General features: G+C 64.9%; 14 protein-coding genes and 2 pseudogenes. 5 read left to right on the top strand and 11 right to left on the bottom strand.

Annotation, left to right across the window (positions count from 1 at the left end):
• Positions 1-118 (bottom strand): mercuric transporter MerT family protein (locus BMG07_RS24480; protein WP_269452482.1); only part of this gene is annotated, 118 nt, incomplete at its 3' end.
• A gap of 71 nt (positions 119-189) precedes the next feature.
• On the opposite strand from BMG07_RS24480, the gene merR reads away from it, so the two are divergent.
• Positions 190-624, top strand: a complete 435-nt coding sequence (gene merR / locus BMG07_RS24475; RefSeq protein ID WP_198086725.1) for an Hg(II)-responsive transcriptional regulator — start codon at positions 190-192, stop codon at positions 622-624.
• A 26-nt stretch (positions 625-650) separates the two neighbouring features.
• Here the strand turns inward: merR and BMG07_RS42715 are convergent, their stop codons facing one another.
• Positions 651-776: a hypothetical protein gene (locus BMG07_RS42715; RefSeq protein ID WP_269759348.1), complete on the bottom strand. Its 126-nt coding sequence runs from the start codon at positions 774-776 to the stop codon at positions 651-653.
• A gap of 186 nt (positions 777-962) precedes the next feature.
• On the opposite strand from BMG07_RS42715, the gene BMG07_RS24470 reads away from it, so the two are divergent.
• Positions 963-1,118, top strand: coding sequence for a hypothetical protein (locus tag BMG07_RS24470; RefSeq protein ID WP_198086724.1), 156 nt, complete (start codon positions 963-965; stop codon positions 1,116-1,118).
• On the opposite strand, the pseudogene BMG07_RS24465 reads toward BMG07_RS24470, so the two are convergent.
• From BMG07_RS24465 to traJ, 7 genes and pseudogenes are all read right to left on the bottom strand, one after another.
• Positions 1,108-5,339, bottom strand: a pseudogene (locus BMG07_RS24465) (zincin-like metallopeptidase domain-containing protein). The gene BMG07_RS24470 and the pseudogene BMG07_RS24465 sit on opposite strands and share 11 nt — an antisense overlap.
• 3 nt (positions 5,340-5,342) lie before the next feature.
• Positions 5,343-5,732: a conjugal transfer protein TraD gene (locus BMG07_RS24460; protein ID WP_176331815.1), complete on the bottom strand. Its 390-nt coding sequence runs from the start codon at positions 5,730-5,732 to the stop codon at positions 5,343-5,345.
• Positions 5,733-5,753: 21 nt separating this feature from the next.
• Positions 5,754-7,816 (bottom strand): annotated as a pseudogene (locus BMG07_RS24455) (DNA topoisomerase III).
• An 11-nt stretch (positions 7,817-7,827) separates the two neighbouring features.
• Complete coding sequence (traF, locus tag BMG07_RS24450) at positions 7,828-8,364, bottom strand: conjugative transfer signal peptidase TraF (RefSeq protein WP_176331813.1); 537 nt, start codon at positions 8,362-8,364, stop codon at positions 7,828-7,830.
• Positions 8,361-10,274: a type IV secretory system conjugative DNA transfer family protein gene (locus BMG07_RS24445; protein ID WP_198086723.1), complete on the bottom strand. Its 1,914-nt coding sequence runs from the start codon at positions 10,272-10,274 to the stop codon at positions 8,361-8,363. The genes traF and BMG07_RS24445 overlap by 4 nt, the downstream gene beginning before the upstream one ends.
• A complete protein-coding gene (gene traI / locus BMG07_RS24440) occupies positions 10,271-12,511 on the bottom strand; it encodes a TraI/MobA(P) family conjugative relaxase (RefSeq protein WP_198086722.1) in 2,241 nt (746 codons plus the stop codon). The genes BMG07_RS24445 and traI overlap by 4 nt, the downstream gene beginning before the upstream one ends.
• Before the next feature lie 34 nt (positions 12,512-12,545).
• Complete coding sequence (traJ, locus tag BMG07_RS24435) at positions 12,546-12,920, bottom strand: conjugal transfer transcriptional regulator TraJ (protein ID WP_000426567.1); 375 nt, start codon at positions 12,918-12,920, stop codon at positions 12,546-12,548.
• Between the two features lie 372 nt (positions 12,921-13,292).
• Between traJ and BMG07_RS24430 the strand changes: the two genes are divergently transcribed.
• Genes BMG07_RS24430 through BMG07_RS24420 form a run of 3 tightly spaced genes read left to right on the top strand, consistent with a single transcriptional unit; the run spans position 13,293 to position 14,856 of the window.
• Entirely contained in the window at positions 13,293-13,691 is a 399-nt protein-coding gene (locus tag BMG07_RS24430; protein ID WP_001127128.1) for a TraK family protein, read from the top strand.
• Positions 13,691-14,416 carry an ArsA-related P-loop ATPase gene (locus BMG07_RS24425; RefSeq protein WP_011114058.1) on the top strand — a complete coding sequence of 242 codons (726 nt, stop codon included), beginning with the start codon at positions 13,691-13,693 and terminating at the stop codon, positions 14,414-14,416. The genes BMG07_RS24430 and BMG07_RS24425 overlap by 1 nt, the downstream gene beginning before the upstream one ends.
• The gene (locus BMG07_RS24420; protein ID WP_000718516.1) at positions 14,416-14,856 is read left to right on the top strand and encodes a conjugal transfer protein TraM; all 441 of its coding nucleotides are present in this window, start codon (positions 14,416-14,418) and stop codon (positions 14,854-14,856) included. The genes BMG07_RS24425 and BMG07_RS24420 overlap by 1 nt, the downstream gene beginning before the upstream one ends.
• Before the next feature lie 202 nt (positions 14,857-15,058).
• Here the strand turns inward: BMG07_RS24420 and kfrC are convergent, their stop codons facing one another.
• Together kfrC and kfrB are read right to left on the bottom strand one after the other, a co-directional pair.
• Positions 15,059-15,712 (bottom strand): IncP plasmid survival protein KfrC, encoded by a 654-nt coding sequence (gene kfrC / locus BMG07_RS24415; protein WP_000826922.1) that lies wholly within the window; start codon positions 15,710-15,712, stop codon positions 15,059-15,061.
• A 28-nt stretch (positions 15,713-15,740) separates the two neighbouring features.
• Positions 15,741-16,088: an IncP plasmid survival protein KfrB gene (gene kfrB, locus BMG07_RS24410; RefSeq protein WP_000664557.1), complete on the bottom strand. Its 348-nt coding sequence runs from the start codon at positions 16,086-16,088 to the stop codon at positions 15,741-15,743.
• Between the last annotated feature and the right edge of the window lie 16 nt (positions 16,089-16,104).

The following is a 16,104-nucleotide window of genomic DNA, read 5'->3' as shown; positions in this document are numbered from 1 at the left end:
ATGCCCCGCTGAACCCCAAGGCGATCAAAACCAGCGGCCCCAGGCAGCAGGCCGACGCAAGAATGGCGGCCAGCCCACCGGCGAAGAGCGCGCCGCGCCCGTTTTGTGGTTCAGACATACGCTTGTCCTTTCAAATTTGGTTTGGATAGCTTAAGCTTACTTCCGTAGTTATGTACGGAGTCAAGCGATATGCAAATTAATTTTGAGAATCTGACCATTGGCGTTTTTGCCAAGGCGGCCGGGGTCAATGTGGAGACCATCCGGTTCTACCAGCGCAAGGGCCTGCTGCCGGAGCCAGACAAGCCCTATGGCAGCATTCGCCGCTATGGCGAGGCGGATGTAACACGAGTGCGGTTCGTGAAATCGGCCCAGCGGCTGGGCTTTAGCCTGGACGAAATCGCCGAGCTACTGCGGCTGGAGGATGGCACCCATTGCGAGGAAGCCAGCGGCCTGGCCGAGCACAAGCTCAAGGATGTGCGCGAAAAAATGACTGACTTGGCGCGTATGGAGTCGGTGCTTTCCGAACTTATGTGTGCCTGCCACCTGCGGCAGGGGAATGTTTCTTGCCCGCTGATTGCTTCACTGCAAGGGAAGAAAGAACCGCGCAGTACCGACGCGGTGTAGCCAAGGGAACTACGCCTAAGCGTGCTTTATTTTCCGTTTTCTGAGGTGACGTCAACCGTCAGAAAAAACCGTGCGGCCGACTTTTGATAATTCGTGCTATCGCCTTCTGAAAATGACATCTTGCCTGGGAAGTAGCCGTTGCGGCTGGTCATGGGTTCCTCCGGTCATTTTGGGTATAGGCAATTTGGCCCCTCATGCTACCCCCGGCCAAGAAGTCCGTCAGCGGATTCATCTTGCGGGTCGTTTTGCCTGGTCTAAATGGCTGTTGTGGATCTCATCGTCAGAAATGGCGATGCTGTCAAGGGAAGCCGGCCGGGCCTGCATCGTCGGAACTGGCGATGGTCGACCAGCGCCGGCGTGCATCGTCGGAAACGGCGATGCTGCAGCTCGACGTGCGCTGGCCTGGTGGCATCGTCGAATGCGGCGATGCTCGAGCAAAAAGCCGCCTCGGGGTTCGAGGCGGCGGGCAATACACAACAATGTTTAGCGGCTGAAACTGCGCGACCGTTCCCGGTCACGTGCTGCCTTCTCCCTGAACTGCTCGGCGAGCTTCTGCGCTTTGGTTTCTTTATCGGCCACATTGAGCGGTCGGTCTTGCTGCTGCCCCGCACGCTCCTGGCGCTGCTCCTGCTGTTGCCGGCGGCCTTCCTCGATCAGCACCTGGCCCACGGCTGCGCCGACCTGGCGTTTGAGGCCGTCGCGGCCCAGCTCGCTCTTGTTCGCCAGGTCGTTGAAGTCGGTGAAGCCCTTGGGGTTCGCCTGCTGCTCGCCCGGCGCGAAGATCGGGAAGATGGCCTTACCGCCTACGGCCTTCGCGGCTTCCTCGGCCTTGGCGCGGCCGGGGTTGTGGCCGCGCTCGATCTCCTGGGCCTTGTCGTCGTCGCCGGCGATGACGATGGGCTTGTCGGGGAACTTCTCGCGCAGGGCGCGCGCCACGTGCGGCAGGTTGCCCGAGTCGAAGGCGGCCACGGTGGCATGGCCCAGCCCTTCGGCCAGGCTGGCCGCCGTGGCGTAGCCCTCGGAGATCACCAGCGCCGGCGCTGCGGCCAGCGCATCCATGCCGCCGACCGGGTGGAAGCATCCTTCCTTCTTGCTGTCCTTGGCGAACCGCTTGGTGCCGTCCTCCTGGATGTACTGCATCGTCACTGCTTGCCGTCTGCGTCGAAGGCGGGGATGTAGGTTTTCTGGCCCTCGCGGTCGGTGAACACGCCGGCGTGGGCCTCGATGCCCTTGGCTTGCAGGTACGGCGTCGGCTGCTCGACCGGCACAAGGTCGGCCATCTGGCGGCCGACGCGCTGCGCGGTGGCTTCCTGGAGCTTGTCTTGCTCTGCGGCACGCTGGGCCAGTTTTTCGGCCGCTTCGGCTTGGAGCTTGGCCTTCTCTTGATCGCTGAGGGCATAGCCCTTGCTCTTCCAAGTAATGTCCACGCCGGTTTTGTTGTTGATGATGCGCCCTGCGGGGTGCCCGTCCAGGTGCCCAACATAGAAACCATCGAGCGCGCCTTTCTTGCCACCCTCGACAGGCACGCGGTGCCGCTTGCCGTCCATGATGGGATGCTCGCCCTGAACCACCAGGCCGGCATTGCGCATCGCCTCGCCGAACTCTTCCCTTGGCGTCATGGCCGGCCCTTGCTGGGTCGGCACGTTGTCGGGCAGCCAGCGTTGCAGCTTCGCCATGTCACCACGCGGGCCGACATACCAAGACTTTGCAGCCTTGTCCCAAAGCGCGCCGGCTGCTTTGGCCGCCTGGCGTTGCTCGTAGGGCACGGCAAGGTATTGACGCTTCTGCTCGGGCTTCTGTGCGGTAGCCTGGCTCTGGGTAGCCTCTTGCGTTGAGCGCGGCTCTACGGCCGCCGTAGCGCCCCCCTGCGCCCACTTAGTGAACGGGGCAGTTTCAACCCCCGGCGGCACATACCAGGACTGCTGCTGACGATCCCAGCGCGCCCCGAGCGACTTGGCTTCGTCTTTCTCCTTGTACGGCACGTTGATGTAGTGCCGCTCGGCTTTCTCGGCCTGCGGTTGTTGCTGCGCCTGCTGCCGCTCGCGCTCCTGGCGCTCCAACTCTGCGGCTCGCCGCTGTGCTTCGGTATCGTTGAGGAAAGCGGTCGCCTCGGCTGCCTTTCGCGCCTCTTTAGCCGCTGAAATGTCCTCGTCGGTAGCGTTGGGGTCGTTGCTTACTCGCTCTTCATGCACGCGGGCCAATTTCGCGGCGCGCTCGTGTGGATCATCAGTGCCCAGCGCATCTACCAGGTGCAGGCGCTCGGCCAGCTCTTGGGCCTGCGCCTCTGTACGGGTGCCAGCAACGAAGGAATAAGCGTCCTCGCCGAATTGAGCATCAGCCTTGCGGGCGAAAACCTGGAACGCCTGCGGCTCGATGCCAGCCTGGGCCGCATCAATAGTCTGGCCGTCCTGTTCTGCCACGCCGACAATGCGCAGCTCGCCGCTCCAGTCCGCCGGCAGTTCAACGCCAAGGGATTGATGGGTCGCGGCCGTGAATGCCTGGGCGTCGATCTCGCCTGCCGCAAGCTGACGCCGGGCGGTGGCGGCCTGCTCGATGCCCTGAACAACATCGGCCGGATGGGCGGCCAGCAGCTCGGCCGCCAAGTCTTTCGGGGAAGTCATATTTACCTCAATGTCAGCAACGGCCGTGCGCTTCTGGTAAAGCTGTTCGGCCTTCTCGACAAACTCCTGCGCAAGCCCCTTGCGCTCCAAGTAAGCGTTACTCATCTCGGAATAGTCCGGGTCGATGCCGAACACGGCCGACAGGCGATCATGTGCAACTTCATAGAAACGCTCGGGGTCGTGTCCGGTGACACTGCCAACGGTGGTAAGCGCACGATCTCGAAGGGCTTGCTCCAGGCTATCGCCTTGGAACGCCTCGTAATGGCGAAAGCTCACGTCCGGGTTGTTCAGCACCTCGCCAATGTCCACGGCCAGCGCCTTAACTGTGGTCGCTTCTTCTTGCGCCTGGTCTAAGGTGGTGGCCTTCAACACGGTAAAGGTGCGCTCTTCACCCTCGCGCCCCACATAAACAAAAGCACCCTCGTTGGTCTTGGCGATGCCCTGCCAATCCTCGGGCATCATGTCTGCGGTATCCCACTTGCGCAGCATGCCGATGCTGTCAAAGAAGGCTTCGGGCTGCTGGGTCTGCTGCTGGGTCTGCTCCTGAACCTGCTTCTGCTCGAACGCCAGCACGTAGTCGTGAATCTTCTCGGCGTCGGCAGCAGCTCGGAACACCTCCATAGGCTCGTCTTGCAATACCTTGATCCAGGATGCGACATAGGCCGCGTGCTGGCCCGGATCGTGACCGATGCCCAGCTCATCGCCGAGGATCATGGAAGCGATCTCGGCGCGTAGTTCTTCCTTGGCGTAACCCTCACTGCCGAACGGGTGCGCCATGTCGCGGTCAAGGCGGGACGGGTGCCCTGTCCAGTGGCCCAACTCATGCAGGGCCGTCGCATAGTAGCGGTCGGCGCTGGGGAACTGGCCGCGCTCTGGCAGGGTGATGCTATCGGTCGAAGGCCGGTAGAAAGCCCGATCTCCAGGCGCGTGTGTGATCTTCGCGCCCGAAGCATTCAGAATGTGCTCGGCACGCTCGACGGCATTCCATGTCTGTTCCTTCGGCGGGGTGAGTGGCGGCAGGCCGTCGATCTGCTCGGCGTTGAACACGGTCGCAAAGAACACGCGCGGCCGCTCCAGCATGACGGTTTCTTTAACAGGCTGCCCCTTTGCATCAAGGACGGGCCGGCCGTTGTCGTCCAATTTGTCTTGCTCTTCGCTGAACTTCCAGTATTGAACTGGCGTGCCCTTCTCACCACGGCGAACCTGAGCACCTACGGCGGCGGCTTGTTTGTAGGTCATCCAGCGTCCATCACTACGGCCTTGGGCCATCAGGTGAATAGCGTTGATACCCTTGTACCGCTTGCCAGTCGTCGGGTTGAAGGGCAAATAGGCGTTGGGTTGCCCTGGCTCCCACGGCCTTTGCCACGGTGCGGTGCCGGCCTTGAGCTGCTCGATCAGCTTTTCGGCCACGACTTCGTGAAACGGCTTCTTCGGCTCCATGTTCTCGTCCCTTCGGAATAGCTCGTTGAATTGAGGGAAGTTCTGCTGTGTCCGGGAACGGTCGCGCAGGCCCTGGGCGACCATGCACACGATGTTGTGCAGGTCGTCGGCCTGCATGGGCCGCACGCGGGCGATGCAGGTTTCCGTGAATGACTGTTGGCCGCGCTGCTGCACCTGGTCGGCGACCTGGTGCTGGCTCGGCTCGATGCCCTCGCAGTGCAGGGCAAACACTTCCTCGGCGCGCACGTCCAGGGACTGGCCGGCATAGCGCCGGTTCACGTCATCCCATAGCGGCTTGAGGGTGGGTTCGTTGCGGGCGGCCGCCAGGCCGTCCAGCAAGGCGCGCTTCTCGCCCGGCGCGAAGGTGTTGGCCCCGTAGTGGCCTAGCACCTCGTGCCGCAGCGTCATCAGTAGGTCGCCGGCGCTCTCGACGTTCTGCAAGGGCACGTCCACGCGGCCACGGTAGGCGCGGCCGGCGTGCAGCGTCTCCTTGGGCACGTAGCCGCCCTTCATGTCGGCCGGCACCTCGGCCGCTCGCGGCCCGTACAGCTCGGCCGCGTCCTCGCGGAACTTGTAGGCCAGCTCCAGCGCGCCGGGGTAGTCGCGGACGAAAGCCCGCGTCACCCCTTGCGCCTCGGCTTTCGTGATCGGCATGGGTCAGCCCTCCGACGCCTTGCGCGCGGCGGCCTGGGCAACCGTCTCGCCGGGCCGCAGGTCGTACAGCTCGCGGGCGTTCGTGGTGGTGATGAACGGCGGGATGTCGGCGCTCGGGCCTTCGTCGTCCAGGAATGCCGGCTCCAGCGCGCCATCGACTTCCACCAGGTCGTCGCCGCTCGCGGCGGCGTCCTGCTCGGACAGCGCGTCCTCCACGAACGCGCCCACGCGCTCGGCTTCGTCGGGGTCGAACTCGACCTGGAAGCCGGGCGTCAGCGCGTCGGCCATCTTCTCGCGCACGGCCTCGCGGCCGGCGGCGGCGTCGTCAACCGGCGGCAGGACGGCCAGCGGCTCGTCGTGGGCGGCGGTGTTGGTGGTGGTTTGCTCGTTCATGGTCGATCTCCTTCGCTGTGGTCATTCGGATGCCGGGCCGTTGCGGCCCTTGCTGTAGTCGGGCCGACCCTTGAGGTCGGGGTAGGTCTGCTTGCATGTGGGGAAGTTGCTGCAACCCCACCAGAATTGCCCCTTCTTCTTGCTCGGCCGGCGCGACAAGCCGCTGCCGCAGGCCATGCACTTGTGAAGGGATGACACCGGCGCGGCTTCCTTGCCGCCGGCGATGGTCACGGCTCCGCTGTTGGCCTTCGCCACCTGGTCGCGGATGAACGTCTCTTGCTTCGTGATGAAGGCGTCCAGGGCGACCGTGCCCTGCTCGACGCCTTTCAGCATCCGCTCGTAGAGCGCGGTCAGCACCGGGCTTTTCACAACCTCGGGCAGCGCGTCGATGACGCTGCGGCCGAGGGTCGTGCTGATGATCTGCTTGCCTTTGACGGCCAGGAACTCGCGCCGCTTCAACTCGGAAATGATCGACGCGCGGGTGGCCGACGTGCCGATGCCGTCGCCCTCGCGCAGCATCTTCTTGTGCTCGGCATCGCTGACGAACTTGTGGATGTTCTCCATCGCGCGGATCAGCGTGCCCTCGGTAAAGCGCGCTGGCGGCTTCGTCTTGGCGTCCTTGCGGGTGGCGTCCGTGCAGGTCACGGCGTCGCCCTGGGCCATCGACGGCAGGGCCTGCGTGCCGCTGTCGTCGTCCTCGTCCTTCTCGCCTTCCTCGTCGGCCTGGCTGTACACGTCACGCCAGCCGTTGCGCGTGACTACCTTGCCGCTCGCGGCGAAGTTCTCGCCCGCGATCTCGACGCCCACGGTGGTCTGCATGTACTCGTGCAGCGGGTAGAACTGCGCCAGGTAGGCGCGCACGATCAGGTCGTAGATGTTGCGCTCGCGCTCGCTGAGGGCGGCCTTGCTGCCCTTCTGCATGGTCGGCACGATGCCGTGGTGCGCGGTGATCTTCGAGTCGTCCCACGTCTTGGACTTGATACGCGGATCGGCACCATCGACCAGGCGGGCCAGTTCGGGGTTGACGTGCTTGATCGCCTCCAGCACGCGCGGCGCGTCGGCGTGCTGCGACTCCGGCAGGTAGGCGCAGTCGGTGCGCGGGTACGAGGTCAGCTTGTGCGTCTCGTAGAGCGCCTGGCAGGTGTTCAGCACGTCCTCGGCGCTGTAGCCGAACTTGGCCGAGGCCAGTGCCGTAATGTCGGACAGGGCGAAGGCCAGCGGCTGGTTCTGCTTCTTGGCCTCCTGTTTGTACGCGGCGATGGTGCCCGGCTGGCCCTTGACGGCGGCCACCAGGCGTCGGCGACGGCGGTATCGATAAGGCGGCCTTCGCTGTCCAGGCCGGCTTGATCCTCCTTCGCCTTCCATGCGGCGGCGAAGCTGCCGCCGGCGTGCTGCACCACCGCCCGGATGGTGTGGTACGGCACGGCCTTGAATGCCTCGATCTCGCAGTCGCGGGCGACCACGAGGGCCAGCGTCGGCGTCTGCACGCGGCCCACGGTCAGCAGGGCGCGCGAGCCGCCGCGCTGCGCGCGCAGCGTGTACGCGCGGCTGAGGTTCATGCCGATCAGCCAGTCGGCGCGCTGCCGCCCGCGTGCAGCGTCGGCCCAGCCTGCATAGGTGGTGTTCTCCTTCAACGCGGCCAGGCCGCGCTTGACGGAAACGGAGTCCTGCGCGCTCACCCAAAAGCGGCGCACCGGCTTGCTGTTGCGGAAGTGCTCCAGCACTTCGTCAACCAGCAACTGGCCTTCGCGGTCGGGGTCGCCAGCGTTGACGATCTCCTTGGCCTCCTTGAGCAGCTTGCCGATCACGGCGAGCTGCTTCTTCGCGTCGTCCTTGGGCTTGAGAATCCATCTCTCGGGGATGATGGGCAGCTCATCGACGCGCCAGACCTTCTTGCCGGACTGGCCGCGCGGCACGTCATCGGGCGTGTACTCGTCGGGGTCGGCCTGTTCGAGCATGTGCCCGAAGCACCAGGTCACTTTGTCGGTGCCGCACTCGATGAAGCCGTCGCCCTTGCCGGTCGCGCCCAGCTCGCCGGCGATGGCCTTGGCGACGGACGGCTTTTCTGCGATGAAAAGGCGCATGGTGTGTCTCCCTACCAGGTGATGACCGGACGGATCACGGTCTTGATTTGCGAACGATTGATCGGGCCGAAGTAGCGGCCGTCGAAGGATGTGGCGCTCACGTCCGACATAAGCAGCACCTCGGAATTGCCGAGCGTGTAGCTGCTGGACTGGTAGCGCGGCAGCGGCCGCCCGGCCTTGTCGGCCTTGATCGGCGCGCTGAGGGGCAGCAGCTCGCCGTTGACGCGCACGCCGTCATCGGCGACGGCCACGGCATCGTCTTTAGCGGCTAAAACGCGCTTCATCATGTAGCCGTAGCCGCCCTGGCAGAAGCCGGCCCCGATGTAGCCCCTTTCCTTGGCGTCGTCGAACACGCCGAGCTGCGGCGGGCAGAAGAGGACGTAGGCCCCCTTCTCCACCGGCGCGCTGCTCGTCCAGTACAGGCCGACCGGAATGCTCTTGGTGGTGTTCACGCGGGCACCGGCGGCATAGCCGCCGGCGGCCAACAGCAGGGCAGCCACGCCCGCGATGGCGACGCCTGCCGCGATGCGTTTCAGGATGCGGCTCATATCGTGATGCCCTCCCCTTCCGTCTCGGCCTGTGCGACGGCGCGCAGGCGGTCGCTGACCTTGGGCGCGGGAATCGCGGCGCGTGCCAAGAACACCGGGTCTTTGAAGTACAGGGGTTGCTTGCCGTAGATCGCCGGGTAGCCCGCGACGTAGATCACCATGTCGCCGGCTTCTTCGATCTCGCCCTGGGCGTTCTTCTTTGGCCCCGGCATGCGCAGGCATTCGTCGGGCGTCAGCAAGGGCCGCTGCACTTCCTGGTAAGTGCGCGACACCTGGCCCAGCATCGCCGCCGTGCGGCGGCCGCTGGTCGTGATCTGCTCCTTCACCACGGTGGTCTGCCCGGTGAGGCGGGACAGGTGTTCGGCCGTCTCGACGCGGTTGGGCGGATAGGCGTTCTGCACGTGGCAGTTCGACGTGATGCTTTCGTCGTGGCCGTAGCCCGTCTCGCGGCTCTTGAGCTGGTTAATGTCCTGGCAGATGAGGTAGCACTTGATGCCGTAGCCGGCCACGAAGGCCAGCGACTCTTGCATGATCTCCAGCTTCCCGAGGCTCGGGAACTCGTCCAGCATCATCAAGAGCCGGTGCTTGTAGTGCGCCACCGGACGGCCGCCCTCGAAGTCCATCTTGTCGGCCAGCAGGCGCACGATCATGTTCACCATGACGCGCACCAGCGGCCGCAGGCGGGCCTTGTCGTTGGGCTGGGTGACGATGTAGAGGCTTACCGGGTCGTCCTCGTGCATCAACTGCTTGATGCGGAAGTCCGACCGGCTGACGTTGCGCGCCACCACGGGGTCGCGGTACAGGGCCAGGTACGACTTGGCCGTGGACAGCACCGATCCGGCTTCTTCCTCTGGCCGATCCATCATGTCGCGTGCCGCCGAGCCGATGGCGTGATGGTTCTGGCCGTCTACGTGCCCGTAGGTCGCCATTTCCATCCAAAGCTCGCCAATGTCCCGGTTCGGGTCGGCCAGCATCGCATCGACGGACGGGAGCGTGGCGGTGCCGCCATCGTCCTTGGCCTTGTACAGCGCGTGCAGGATCACGCCGACCAGGAGCGCGAAGGCGGTCTTCTGCCAGTGCGAGTCCAGGCCCTTGCCGTCCGGGTCAACGATCAGCGTGGCAAGGTTCTGCACGTCGCCCACTTCGTATTCGGTGCCGAGGCGGATTTCGTCCAGCGGATTCCAGCAGACGCCGCCCGAGGTGCTGGCCGGCTCGAAGCGCAGCACTTTGTTCTTGGCGTGCTTCTGCCGCCAGCCGGCGGTCAAGGCCCACAACTCGCCCTTCAAGTCGGTGATGACGCTGCTCGCGCCCCACGACAGCAGCGTCGGCACCACCAGGCCGACGCCCTTGCCCGAGCGCGTGGGCGCGTAGGTCAGCACGTGCTCGGGGCCGCTGTGCCGCAGGTAGAAGAAATTGCCGTCCTTGTCCTGCCAGCCGCCCACGTACACGCCGGTGGCCGTGGGTGCGGCCTTGCCGGTGACGATCTCCAGGACGTTGCGCTCGCGCGGCAGCAGGCCGGCCGCCTGAATGTCCTTCTTCTCGGCCCAGCGGGCCGAGCCGTGCAGGTACTCGTTCGCCTTCGAGCTGTTGGACGTGACGACCTTCGCCACGGCCACGCCCAGCAGCCCCACGGTCGAAACCAGCATCCCCATGCTGCCGGCGTTCATGATCTCGTCCGGGTACTGGCTGTACCACTTGTACGTCCAGTGCAGGATCGACCAGGGCGCGTACACGTGGCCCACGTTGGGGCCGAGGGTCGCGTGATAGGCGAACGTGTGGGCGAAGAACTGCGTCGCGGCCTGGAGGCCGCCGACCATCGAGGCCGCGCCCAGCACCGGCAGCAGCTTGCTCGGCTTCGGTTTGGCGGTTCGGACTTGCGGCCCTACCGCGTTGTTCATCTTGATCTTCATCTACTCCTTCCTTTCGACGTTTTGATGGAGCCTTTCGCGGTGATCGAGACGGCATCGCCGACCGCGATGCGCGTCAAGCGCCGGGCCGTGGCCTGGTCGATGGGCATAACCATGACCTCATCACCTCGCTTCAAGAGGGCCAGCGCCTGGCCCTCGATAGTCCTGGTGCCCTGGAACGAGAGCGCACCATCACCGGCAGTATATCGGGAATGCTTCGGTATATCGAAACCTTTTAGGCGCTTCGCCTCGCGCTCGGCGATGTACTTGTCGGCGGCCGCGACGCCCGGCGGCGTCTGGCCTACTCCTGTTCCTGTCCGAGAAATTCCCCGTCGCAGTGCGTGATCTGGTTGGGTTCCTTGCTGCTCCACGTGACGAGGAACATCACGCGGCAATAGCACTTCACTTCCGCCGGCGATGCGAACCACACCGAGTTCGGACAGTGCTCGCAAACGGTGCTGGCTTTGGGGCGGCGGTTTTCTTCCAAGGCGTCCAACGTCGGGCTTCCGGTGGACGTTGGCGGCGTGAATGCCGGCGTCGGCGCGGTCGCCACGGCCGGCGGCTGGCCGGCCGTCGCCTGCTCGGGCGACGGCTGCGGCTCCGGTAGCGTGCTGGTCGGCAGCGGGCCGCTGTCCAGGGCCGCCAGCGCCGCGTCCAGTTCGTCCTCGATGCTCTGGTCTTTCGGTTCGCTCATGGGTGTTCTCCTTGTTCAAAAGCGCCTGCCGCCGGCTCTCAAGAGCCGGATCGGTGAAGGTGATGGGTAGCTGGGAATCGACGGCGGCGCGGATCATCTGCGCCTTGAACTCCACCGTGCCGTTGACGGTGATCCGGTTGCCGTAGCGTTGCATCGCCAGGCGCAGGGCTTCTTGCAGCCCTTCGCGCGTGGCCTCGCGGGAGACTTGCAGGCGGTCGCCGTCATCGCGCACGGCGCTCATGCCGGCGCGGAAGATGATCGTCCCCTTCTTCGTGATGTTGTCCACCGCCGGCGCGTGGCCGGGCTTCGCATGGCCCTCGCCCCGGATAGTGTTGCCCTTGAGGCCCTGGGCCGCCTCGCGGGCGCGCAGGGCGGCCAGGGCGTCGGTGCTGCCGTGCTGCGCCTCCTTCTTGAGCCAGTCGGCCCACGTGCGCCGGCTGTGCTCGGCATAGAGCGCGGTGCGCTCCTGCTGGAACTGCTTGTTGATCGCCTGGATTTCGCTGCGCAGGGCCTTGCTCGCCTGGGCGTACAGCAGCTTCTTGTTCGCGCGGCCCTCGCCGACCACCTTGATCGTGGCGCGGCGCAGGCGGTTCGACCTCTTGGCCGCCTCGATCAGCCGATCCTTGCGATGCCGGGCGCGCTCCAGGGCCTGGGCGCGCGCCGTGGTCAAGCTCTGCTGCTCGGCCTTGTACTTCGCGTACAGCTCCACGGTGTTGACGCGAAGGCGGATGGGGTCTTTGCGGTACTGCCGCTTCGCGGTGGTTTGCGCCTGCCGTTCGGGCGAAGCCTCGAACGGGCCAAGCCGCGCCTCCAGGCTCGGCTTGGAAAGGTCGCGGGCTACTGTGCTCGCCTTCACCATCGTTCCGTCGCCGGCCTCGAACACGAGGCCATTGGCACGGACGCGCAGTTCCAATCCGTTGTCGCGCATGACCTGGTGCAGTTCCTGCCAGGACTGCGCGCCCTTGATCTCGTCCAGGCACTCGCGCTTGATCCAGCCGACCAGGCTTTCAACGCCGGCATGCCGCTCCATGTCGGCGGCCCGGCCCTCCGCGCCGCGCTTGCGCGGCTCGTGGTTGTCGCGCTCCAGGCCGTAGTCGCGCTCCAGGGCCGTGCAGAGTTCCGCCAGCGCCCGGTGCGGGTAGTACGGCTCGTGCATCGTGTGCCGCGTCGGGTGAATCTTGTTGATGGCGATGTGGATGTGCAGGTTGTCGGTGTCGTTGTGGACGGCACTGATTCGCTGATGCTCGCCATAACCCAGCCCGGCGCAGATGCGTTCCTCAATCGCGCGCAAGGTGTCGGCGCTGGGCTGCTCGCCGGCCCGGAAGCTGACGATCAGGTGGTAGGTCTTGTCGCCCTTCGCGCGGGTGTTCGTGTGCTGGGTCGCCAGCACCTCCGTGATGGCGTCCTGGATGGAACCGGCTTCGCAGTTCGTCGCCTGCACGTGGCCCAGCCGGTGGTCTTTGCTTTGGGCGTCGGTGATGTAGTTCGCCAGGCCCGCGAAGTCGCTCTTGCCAGGCGAGCGCATCGGCACGTGCTTGGCGATCATGACCGCCCCTCCGGCTTTTTAGCCGCTAAAGAAGTCAAGGCTCGGCCCTCGGCTGAACCACGGCCTTCATGATCCGGCTCATTTCGTCCTGGGTGGCCTCGATCCGGCCCAGCAGGGCCAGGATGGTCGCCTCGCCGAACTGGAGCGTTCGCACGTCATCGGTCAGCCAGAGCTTGAGCAGGCCGCCAAGGCGGCCAAGGTCGCCGTTGACGCGCACCAGCTCGCGCACGTGCTGGTAGTCCATGACGCCCTTGATCTGATAGCCCTGGCCCACGTCGCGCAGATAGCGCGCCACGCTGACGCCCGCCCTCTTGGCGTTCGCCTCGATCTCGTCTTTCTCTTCGGGGAACACCGGCACCCGCAGGTGCTGCCGCCGCCGGCGGCCGTGTTCCTTTTCGTCGTTCTCCATGCCTCGCCTCGTCTCTCATGCCGGCGGTAGCCGGCTGCCTCGCAGAGCAGGATGACCCGTTGAGCGCCACCGGCGCGAATAAGGGACAGTGAAGATAGATAACCGGCTCGTCGGTTAGCTAACTTCACACATCCTGCCCGCCTTACGGCGTTAATAACACCAAGGAAAGTCTACACCAGCCATTACGATTTATCCGCAACTATCGCGCTATCAGGCCGCAAAAGCAGCAACGGATATAGCGAAACCCGCCACAATGGCCCATAATGCCGCTATCGAAGCGTGCCAATGCACGCCGATAGCGGACTTTTGCGTTTCCGTAGCGCCGCTTAGTAGCGTTACATTTGCGATGAGAGGATTAGATGGACGAACACGATGCCAAAGACCTACCCCGAAGAGCTGGCTGAATGGGTGAAGGGACGGGAAGCCAAGAAGCCGCGCCAGGACAAGCACGTGGTCGCGTTCCTGGCCGTCAAGAGCGACGTTCAAGCGGCGCTCGATGCGGGCTATGCGATGAAAACGATCTGGGAGCACATGAAGGAAACCGGCCGGCTGCGCTGTCGGTACGAAACCTTCACCCAGCACGTGAAGCGGTACATCAAGGCCGCGCCGGTAGCTTCCCCGCCGCCTCCCGCCACTCCCCCGGACAGCCAGCCCAAGGGCGCGAAGCCCGAGCCGAAGGCCGCCCCGCCGGCCTCGGAATCCAAGAGTGAGCCGCCCAAGATCGGCGGCTTCACGTTTGATGCGACTCCAAAGAAAGAGGATTTACTGTAATGGCGAAAATTCACATGGTTCTGCAAGGCAAGGGCGGCGTCGGCAAGTCGATGATCGCGGCCACCATCGCGCAGTACAAAGCCGGCAAGGGACAGAAGCCGCTTTGCATCGATACCGATCCGGTGAACGCGACGTTCGAGGGCTACAAAGCCCTCAACGTGCGCCGGCTCAACATCATGGACGGCGACGAGATCAACACCCGGAATTTCGACGCCCTGGTCGAGATGATCGCGTCGGCCGAGGGCGACGTCATCATCGACAACGGGGCCAGCTCGTTCGTGCCGCTGTCGCACTACCTCATCAGCAACCAGGTGCCGGCGCTGCTCCAGGACATGGGCCACGAACTCGTGGTGCATACGGTCGTCACCGGCGGCCAGGCCCTGGTGGACACGGTGAGCGGCTTCGCCCAGCTCGCCAGCCAGTTCCCGGCCGAATGCCTGTTCGTGGTCTGGCTGAACCCGTATTGGGGGCCAATCGAGCACGAGGGCAAGGGGTTCGAGCAGTTGAAGGCGTACACGACCAACAAGGGCCGTGTGTCCGCCATCATCCAGATTCCGGCGCTGAAAGAGGAAACCTACGGCCGCGACTTCGCCGAAATGCTCCAGGATCGGCGCACCTTCGATGAGGCCCTGGCCGATTCGGCGCTCACGATCATGACGCGGCAGCGGCTCAAGATCGTGAAAACCCAGCTCTTCGCCCAGCTCGAAAACGCGGCGGTGCTCTGATGGCGGCCGACGACAAGATCGAGGAGCTGATACGGGAGATCGCGGCCAAGCACGGCATCGCCGTGGGCCGCGACGATCCGATCTTGATCCTCCAGACCATCAACATGAAGCTGATGCAGGACAGCGCATCGGCCCAGCAGGAAATCTTGGACGCCTTCAAGTCGGAACTGGAGTCCATCGCCCACCGATGGGGTGATGACGCCAAGGGAAAGGCGGAAAGGACGCTCAACGCGGCGTTGGCGGCCAGCAAGGACGCCATGACGCGGGGAATGCAGGAGGGCGCGAAGGCGGCCGCCGAGGCCGTGCGGCGTGAGGTTGAGGCGGTGACGGCGCAGCTCGTCGCGCCGATCCGCGAGGCGCGGCGCGTCGCCATGATGAACATGGTCGCGGCCGGCATGGCGGTCGTGGCCGCCGGCCTGGCCCTGTGGGCCTCGCTGTAGATGGCGATGCGGGATCTCATCGTCAGAACTGGCGATGGTCGACCGCGCCGGCGGCATCGCCAGGTTCGGCGATGCTGGCCAGCTCCCGGCATCGTCGCTTGTGACGATGCTGCAGGATGATTCCGCCAGACCCTCGGCAGGCATCCCTCGCCAGAAATGGCGATGCTCGAGAAAGAAGCCCGGCGACCGCCGGGCTTCGTTTTTATGCGGGCCTGGCTGACAGGCCCAAGGACTGCGACCTCCCTGGCCGCTCCTGGGCCTGGGATTGCTTGCGCTCCTGCTCCTGCTTGCGCATCAGCAGCTCATGCCGGCGGGCGGCCTCGCGCATGGCATCCCAATCGGAAGCCAGCTCGGGGTTCTCGGCGCGCATCTTGCGCGTCGCCAGCTCTTCGATCTTCGGCGAGTGCAGGCCCATGCCTTCCTTGATCTCGCGGACGGCCTCCAGGCGCGCGTGAAGCGTCTGCAAGCGGGCCTGCTGCTGCGCCTGCTGGTTCTGCCAGGCTCGCTTAGAGCCGGGCAAGGAAAGCCGGCCAGGCGCGGACGCCTGGGTCTGCTGCAAACGGGCCTGCTGCCGGTCGATCAGGTTTTCTAGCCTGTCCTCGATGTGCTCCACCTGGTCGTGCTTGGCCTGCACGTAGAGCGCCAGGGTTTCGGGGTAGGACTGCTCGACCGGGGCCGCCTCTAGGGTGGCCTGCTGCTCGATCTCGGCCGCCTGGGCGGCCTCCAGCAAGTCGGCTCCGGTGTCCTCGCGCGAAGCGCCGAAGGCGGCACCGCCGAGGGTGGCCGGCGCGCTGACGCGGGCCGGCTTGGTGGCGCGGCTCTCGGTGCCGCTGCCGGGGATGGTGAGTCGTTTCAAGGGCGTGCCTCCTTTTTAGCCGCTAAAGCTACATGGAGCGCCCCCGCGTCAGTTTCGGGGCCTCTGCGGCGACTGCCGCCTTGCCCTGGGCGTTGTAGCTGATGCTCTTTGCGCTCCCAATTTCAGGTACTTTATCGAAATCTGACCGAGCGTGCATGACAAAGTTCTTGCCGATCTGCTGGTACACGTTGGTGGCGTCGGCATGAACGATCACGCCGGCGTGGGTCTGCTTCTTGTCGGCCGCTTGGGCCGTGTACAGGTTGTAGATGCCGGGCTTCAACGCGCCCGCCTTGTCTACTTTCTGATTCGTCCAAGCGCCGTCCTTTTCGGCCTGAACGATGCGTTGACCGTTCATGACCAAGAGGCGTTCTTTCATCGGGCACTCCTATGGT

Source organism: Variovorax sp. E3, assembly GCF_016082275.1.
GTDB lineage: Bacteria > Pseudomonadota > Gammaproteobacteria > Burkholderiales > Burkholderiaceae_C > Variovorax.
The sequence above is the reverse complement of the archived record's forward strand: the minus strand, read 5'-3'. Positions and strand labels throughout refer to the sequence as shown.

Bases quoted from the DNA above. Each gene is read 5' to 3' on its own strand.
- traF (WP_176331813.1), bottom strand. From the start codon at position 8,364: ATGAGCCGCATCCTGAAACGCATCGCGGCAGGCGTCGCCATCGCGGGC.
- BMG07_RS24425 (WP_011114058.1), top strand. From the start codon at position 13,691: ATGGCGAAAATTCACATGGTTCTGCAAGGCAAGGGCGGCGTCGGCAAG.
- BMG07_RS24470 (WP_198086724.1), top strand. From the start codon at position 963: ATGGTCGACCAGCGCCGGCGTGCATCGTCGGAAACGGCGATGCTGCAG.
- BMG07_RS42715 (WP_269759348.1), bottom strand. From the start codon at position 776: ATGACCAGCCGCAACGGCTACTTCCCAGGCAAGATGTCATTTTCAGAA.
- kfrB (WP_000664557.1), bottom strand. From the start codon at position 16,088: ATGAAAGAACGCCTCTTGGTCATGAACGGTCAACGCATCGTTCAGGCC.
- traJ (WP_000426567.1), bottom strand. From the start codon at position 12,920: ATGGAGAACGACGAAAAGGAACACGGCCGCCGGCGGCGGCAGCACCTG.
- BMG07_RS24460 (WP_176331815.1), bottom strand. From the start codon at position 5,732: ATGAACGAGCAAACCACCACCAACACCGCCGCCCACGACGAGCCGCTG.
- BMG07_RS24430 (WP_001127128.1), top strand. From the start codon at position 13,293: ATGCCAAAGACCTACCCCGAAGAGCTGGCTGAATGGGTGAAGGGACGG.
- traI (WP_198086722.1), bottom strand. From the start codon at position 12,511: ATGATCGCCAAGCACGTGCCGATGCGCTCGCCTGGCAAGAGCGACTTC.
- BMG07_RS24445 (WP_198086723.1), bottom strand. From the start codon at position 10,274: ATGAAGATCAAGATGAACAACGCGGTAGGGCCGCAAGTCCGAACCGCC.
- merR (WP_198086725.1), top strand. From the start codon at position 190: ATGCAAATTAATTTTGAGAATCTGACCATTGGCGTTTTTGCCAAGGCG.
- BMG07_RS24420 (WP_000718516.1), top strand. From the start codon at position 14,416: ATGGCGGCCGACGACAAGATCGAGGAGCTGATACGGGAGATCGCGGCC.